Origin of the sequence: Variovorax sp. Root434 (assembly GCF_001426595.1) — a bacterium.
In the GTDB taxonomy this organism is placed as follows: Bacteria; Pseudomonadota; Gammaproteobacteria; order Burkholderiales; family Burkholderiaceae_C; genus Variovorax.
In genome coordinates this window covers 1-4,950 of sequence record NZ_LMEK01000018.1, presented here as the reverse complement: position 1 = coordinate 4,950, position 4,950 = coordinate 1, and the positions used below count along the sequence as shown (strand labels likewise).

The window sequence follows — 4,950 nt, the reverse complement described above, 5'->3', positions numbered from 1 at the left end:
CCACCCGGAATTCGAGCCGGTTGCTGTCGAGCAGCCACACCATCGCGACCTCGACCTGCAAGGCCGTGGCGATGATTTCCGGCACGTGCTCGAGCACCGCCTTCAGGTCGCGAGTGTCCACAGCGAGGCGACCCAACTGGGCCAGGTGCTCGCTGTAGCGGGCGCGTTGCAGCGCCTGCTTCACGCGCGGGTAGGCACCGATGTCGCGGATGGCGGCCACCACGAAGGGCAGGCCATGGTTCTGCAGCGGGCTCAGCGCGATCTCGACCATGACCTCGCTGCCGTCCTTGCGCTTGGCCACCAGCTCCATGTGCGTGCCCATGGGGCGAGGGCGAGGCGCGCGGCCATAGGCTTCGCGGTACGAGGCGTGGCGCGGGCGGATGCTGTCGGGCACCAGCACGTCGACGTTCAGGCCCACCAGCTCGTCCACCGCGTAGCCCAGCAATGCAGCCGCCGAGGGGTTGGCGAGCAGGATGCTGCCCGACTGGTCCACCAGCAGCAGCGAATCGGGGTAGGCGATGAAGAGCAGGCGAAAGACGCTGCCTTCCTCGATGCCCGACGGCAGGCGCCGGACGGGAGCGTCCGGCGGGAGGGACGGATCGTCCGAGAGATCAGCCATGGGACACCGGCGGCACCAGGATGTAGCCCGCGCCTCTCACCGATTTGATGAGCTGCGGATCGTCTGCGTCCGCCTCGATCTTCTTGCGCAACCTGCCGACCTGCACGTCGATCGTGCGGTCGAAGGGCGTGGCCTCGCGCCCGTGCGTGTGCTCCAGCAGGAAGTCGCGCGAAAGCACGCGGCCGGGGTGCAGCGTGAAGACATGCAGCAGGTCGAACTCGCCGCCGGTCAGGACGACGCGCTCGCCCTGCGGGTTCAGGAGGCTGCGCGAGGCGGTGTCGAGTTGCCAGCCGGCGAAGCGCAGCTTGTCCGGGGAGGCCGTGGTGGCTGCGGGCGTCTCCGGCATCAGCCGACGCAGCACGGCCTTCACGCGCGCCACCAGTTCGCGAAGGTCGAAGGGCTTGGTCACGTAGTCGTCGGCACCCACTTCGAGGCCCACNGGCATCAGCCGACGCAGCACGGCCTTCACGCGCGCCACCAGTTCGCGAAGGTCGAAGGGCTTGGTCACGTAGTCGTCGGCACCCACTTCGAGGCCCACAACCTTGTCGACGGCGTCGCCGCGCCCGGTGACGATGATGAGGCCGCAGCGCCAGCTCTCGCGCATGCGGCGGGCGATCGTGAAGCCGTCCTCGCCGGGCAGGCCGAGGTCGAGCAGCACGAGGTCGACCGGGTCGGTTTCCATCAGCGCCATCAGGGCCCGCCCCTCGTGCACCTGACTGACTCGGAAGCCGTGTCCCTGCAGGTAGTTGGCCAGCAGTTCGGTGATGTCGGGTTCGTCGTCGAGAACCGCGATGTGGGGGGTGTTTTTCATGCGCTGACGAGGAAATACAGCACGAATTTCCTGGGTGTTCCGGTCTGAGCTGAGCGTAGCACGCGCGCCGTGCCGAGGCATCCCATACCAGGGGTACCCTGCACGGTACCCGCAGGCCGTCTCCGCCGCGTTTTCCGGCCCGCGCGGGCCTCTCGCCTCAGAGGCCCAGCCAGGCCCTAAGCGCAGCCCGGCTGCCCACGCCCGCGCGGCTGTAGGCGTTGCGCAGGTGCACCCGCACCGTGGCCGGAGACAGGCCGAGCCGAAGGCCGACGTCCTTGCTGGAATGCCCCAAGCAGTAAAGCCGCGCGATCTCGGCCTGCCTCGAGGTTAGCGCGGCGATGCCATCGCGCGCCGGGCGGCGGCGCAGGGCGACGCGCAGGCCGCTTTCGTCGTGGCCGACCTCCATCGACCACCCGGCGGCTTCCAGCGGGCGCAGCGCACTCCGGTGGCCGGCCAGCCATGCCTGCGGCAGGCGCGGAGAGGTCGCGCCCGCCAGCGCCGCGAGCGCCGGCCAGGCGGCGCAGAAGGCGCGGTTGGCGAACAGCACCCAGCCGTCCGCGTCGGTGAGGGCCAGCGGCTGCGCTTCCTCGTCCAGGCCCTGGCGGGCGTGCGCATACAGCCGGTTCACCAGCAGCGACTCGCGGATCTGCGGCGTGAGCGCGGTCAGCGCGCGTGCGTCGCGCTCGGTGTGCGCAGGCGAACCGGGCCCGCGGTTGAGGTACAGGTGCACGAAGGTCTCGCTGCCCTCGAAGGGAATCGCCACGCCCATCTGGTGGACGATGCCATGGCCCGAGAGGAACTCGCGCCAGGCGGGCGGCGTCCGCTGCCAGCGCGGATCGTCGTCGTTGGCGAACGCGGCCTGTTCGGGCTGCGCGCGCATGGCGAAGGTGATGAAGTCCAGCTCCGCGCCGTTGATCCGGTTCCACTGCTCGCTCATCGCGGCCAGGTCGTAGCCGATGCCCACCGAGGAGACGAAGCTGCGCGGATGCCAGGTGTTGATGGCGCCGTGGTCGGCGCGGAACTCGTCCAGCAGGCGGCGCAGCAGCTCGTGCTGGAAGCGTTCGCTGCCGGTGGTGCGGGCCAGGCGCAGCAGCGACAGCGGCTCGGCTGTACGGGTGGGGCGGGCGTCGGGATCGGAGGGTGGTGTCCGTGAGGGCATGGCACGCGGGTCGCGATCGGGGGAGGCGGCGGGCGGGAGGCCCGGCCGGGGCGCCGCAGGCTACCACAAAGCATGGTATGGGCCGGGCACGCCGCGCCCGCAGCATCGATGGGCGGCCTCTGGAGCCGCGCGAGCGAGGAGAACAGACCATGAAACGCCAACCATCACCGCGCCTGGCGCCTGCCGCGCAGCTGCTGTGCGCCCTGAGCCTTTGCACCGTGCCTGCCGTGCAGGCCCAGGTGCTCAACCCCAATGTGTGTCCGGGCGGCACGCTCTACGGCAGCCGCGACGTCGGCGCGTATTCCGGCTTCAGCAGCGCGCCCGATGTGGTGCAGGCCGACTGCCACAGCAACATTGCCGGCGGCCCAGAGTCCCAGGCCGGCATCGACCTGTCCACGGGCAACATCGCCATGGGGCGCTCGACCACGACTTACGGGGGCAATGCGTCGGCCTATGGCATTCGTGCCCAGGCGGGCGCCAACGGCGCGACCGCCATGGGCCTGAGCAGCAACGCGAGCGCGAACTCGGCCACCGCGATCGGCTCGTTCACCGAGGCCAGCGCCGGCTCGGCACTGGCGATGGGCAACGCCGCCAAGGCCAGCGGCGAATCTTCGGTGGCCATGGGTTATCGCAGCGCGGCCTCGGCCGTGGAGGCGGTGTCCATCGGCGCGGACAGCGCGGCCAGTGGTGAGCGCGCCGTCGCGGTAGGCAGCGACAGCCAGGCGAGCGGCGTGCGCGCCAGTGCCTTGGGCGTCAACAGCAAGGCCCGCGCCGAGCGCAGCCTCGCCATCGGTTCCGACAGCGACGCCAGCGGATACGGCAGCGCCGCGCTGGGTTCGGCGGCGCGCGCGTCCGGCGACGGCACCATGGCGCTGGGCTACGCCAGCTTCGCCAACGCCGATGCGGCACTTGCGATGGGCCGCAATGCGTGGGCCAGTGGCCTGCGCTCCATGGCCCTGGGCGCGTTGAGCACCGCCAGCGGCGAGAACTCGGTGGCCATCGGCGCCCAGAGCAGCGACGGTGGCCGCGGCAACGTGGTGTCCTTCGGCTCCGCGAGCAACCAGCGCACGCTGACCAACGTCGCGGACGTCGAGGCCAGCGGCCAGGTCAATGCCGGCACGCTGTCCGTGGGCGGCGGTGCGGTGGTGGGCGGCCGGCTGGTCACGCAGGGCGGCATCGACAACCGGGGCACGGGCATCGTCAACGCCGGGCGCATCAGCGGAGTCGTTGCCGGAGATGTCAGCGCCACCTCGACCGACGCGGTCAACGGGGCGCAGCTGTATGGCGTGCGCACCACCGCCGAGCAGGCCCTGAACCTGGCGACGAACCAGGGCGCTCAGGTGATCGACATGACCCAGCAGCTGCAGACCCACACGACGCAGATCCAGGAGCAGTCGGTGCAGCTGCAGGCGGTAGTGAACGGCCAGCTGGGCGTGTGCACCGTGAACGGCGGGGCGCTGCGCTGCTCGGTGCCCGGGCAGGCGGCGGCCAGCGCCAGCGGCATGGGGGCCGTCGCCGTGGGCATCGGCGCCTCGGCGCAGGGCGATGGTGCCCAGGCCATCGGCCGCGATGCGCAGGCGCTCCACGCGGGCTCGCTGGCGATCGGCGACGGTGCGCGGGCCCTGGCAGACCCGACCACGGCCATCGGCGCGGCCTCGCTGGCCAGCGGCGTCAATGCCGTGGCGCTGGGCGCGAACGCCCGTGCCCTGGCGCCGGACTCGGTCGCGCTGGGGCAGGGCTCGGTGGCGGACCGTCCTTCCACGGTGAGCGTGGGCAGCGCGGCGGCGCCGCGCCAGATCGCCAACGTCGCGCCCGGCACCCTGCCCACCGACGCGGTCAACCTCTCGCAGCTGGAGCGCACGAGCGCGCAGTTCGGCGCCCAGGTGCAGGCGGTGCGCGACTTCGCGGCACGCGGTGTCGCGCAGGCCATGGCGATGCCGTCGGTGCCGATGCTGCAGGCCGGCCGCCGCTGGTTCGGCGCCGCGGCGGCCCACTATGCGGGCCAGAGCGCGGTGGGTGTGGGCTTTGCCTACCAACTGGACGACCACTGGCAGATGGGCGGCGGCCTCTCCGTCGCCGCCGGCTCCGGCGCCCAGGTCGGTGCAAGGGTGCAGGCCGGCTACCAGTGGTAGCCGGCAGGCGGGCGCGTCCGGCGCCGGCTACCTGCTCCAGCGCCAGTTCTCGATCTCGGGCATGTCCCGGCCGTGGCGCGTGATGTAGGCCCGGTGCTCCAAGAGCCTGTCGCGCAGTTGCTGCTGCACATGGCCCGCGCTGTCGCACAGCCTCGGCACGCGCGCGATGGCATCGGCGGCGAGATGGAAGCGGTCGAGCCGGTTGAGCACCGTCATGTCGAAGGGCGTG

6 protein-coding genes are annotated in these 4,950 nt (G+C 71.7%); 1 reads left to right on the top strand and 5 read right to left on the bottom strand.

The genetic code is table 11. From position 1 onward, the window contains the following. From ASD05_RS17435 to ASD05_RS17425, 4 genes are all read right to left on the bottom strand, one after another. The coding region (locus ASD05_RS17435) for a PAS domain S-box protein (RefSeq protein ID WP_157610155.1) at nucleotides 1-619 on the bottom strand (619 nt) is incomplete at its 3' end. Beyond that, a complete protein-coding gene (locus tag ASD05_RS30775; protein WP_235508016.1) occupies nucleotides 612-965 on the bottom strand; it encodes a winged helix-turn-helix domain-containing protein in 354 nt (117 codons plus the stop codon). The genes ASD05_RS30775 and ASD05_RS17435, both read right to left, overlap by 8 nt. Nucleotides 966-1,059: 94 nt before the next feature. Next, nucleotides 1,060-1,430, bottom strand: a 371-nt coding sequence (locus ASD05_RS30770) for a response regulator (protein ID WP_235508015.1), incomplete at its 3' end; no start/stop codon positions are given. A gap of 157 nt (nucleotides 1,431-1,587) precedes the next feature. Further along, nucleotides 1,588-2,589 carry a helix-turn-helix transcriptional regulator gene (locus ASD05_RS17425; protein WP_056595030.1) on the bottom strand — a complete coding sequence of 334 codons (1,002 nt, stop codon included), beginning with the start codon at nucleotides 2,587-2,589 and terminating at the stop codon, nucleotides 1,588-1,590. Nucleotides 2,590-2,738: 149 nt separating this feature from the next. Between ASD05_RS17425 and ASD05_RS17420 the strand changes: the two genes are divergently transcribed. Continuing rightward, on the top strand, nucleotides 2,739-4,721 hold the full coding sequence (locus ASD05_RS17420; RefSeq protein WP_056595029.1) for a YadA family autotransporter adhesin: 1,983 nt from the start codon (nucleotides 2,739-2,741) through the stop codon (nucleotides 4,719-4,721). Between the two features lie 27 nt (nucleotides 4,722-4,748). Here the strand turns inward: ASD05_RS17420 and ASD05_RS17415 are convergent. After that, a partial coding sequence (locus ASD05_RS17415; protein ID WP_157610153.1) for a hypothetical protein occupies nucleotides 4,749-4,950 on the bottom strand: 202 nt, incomplete at its 5' end.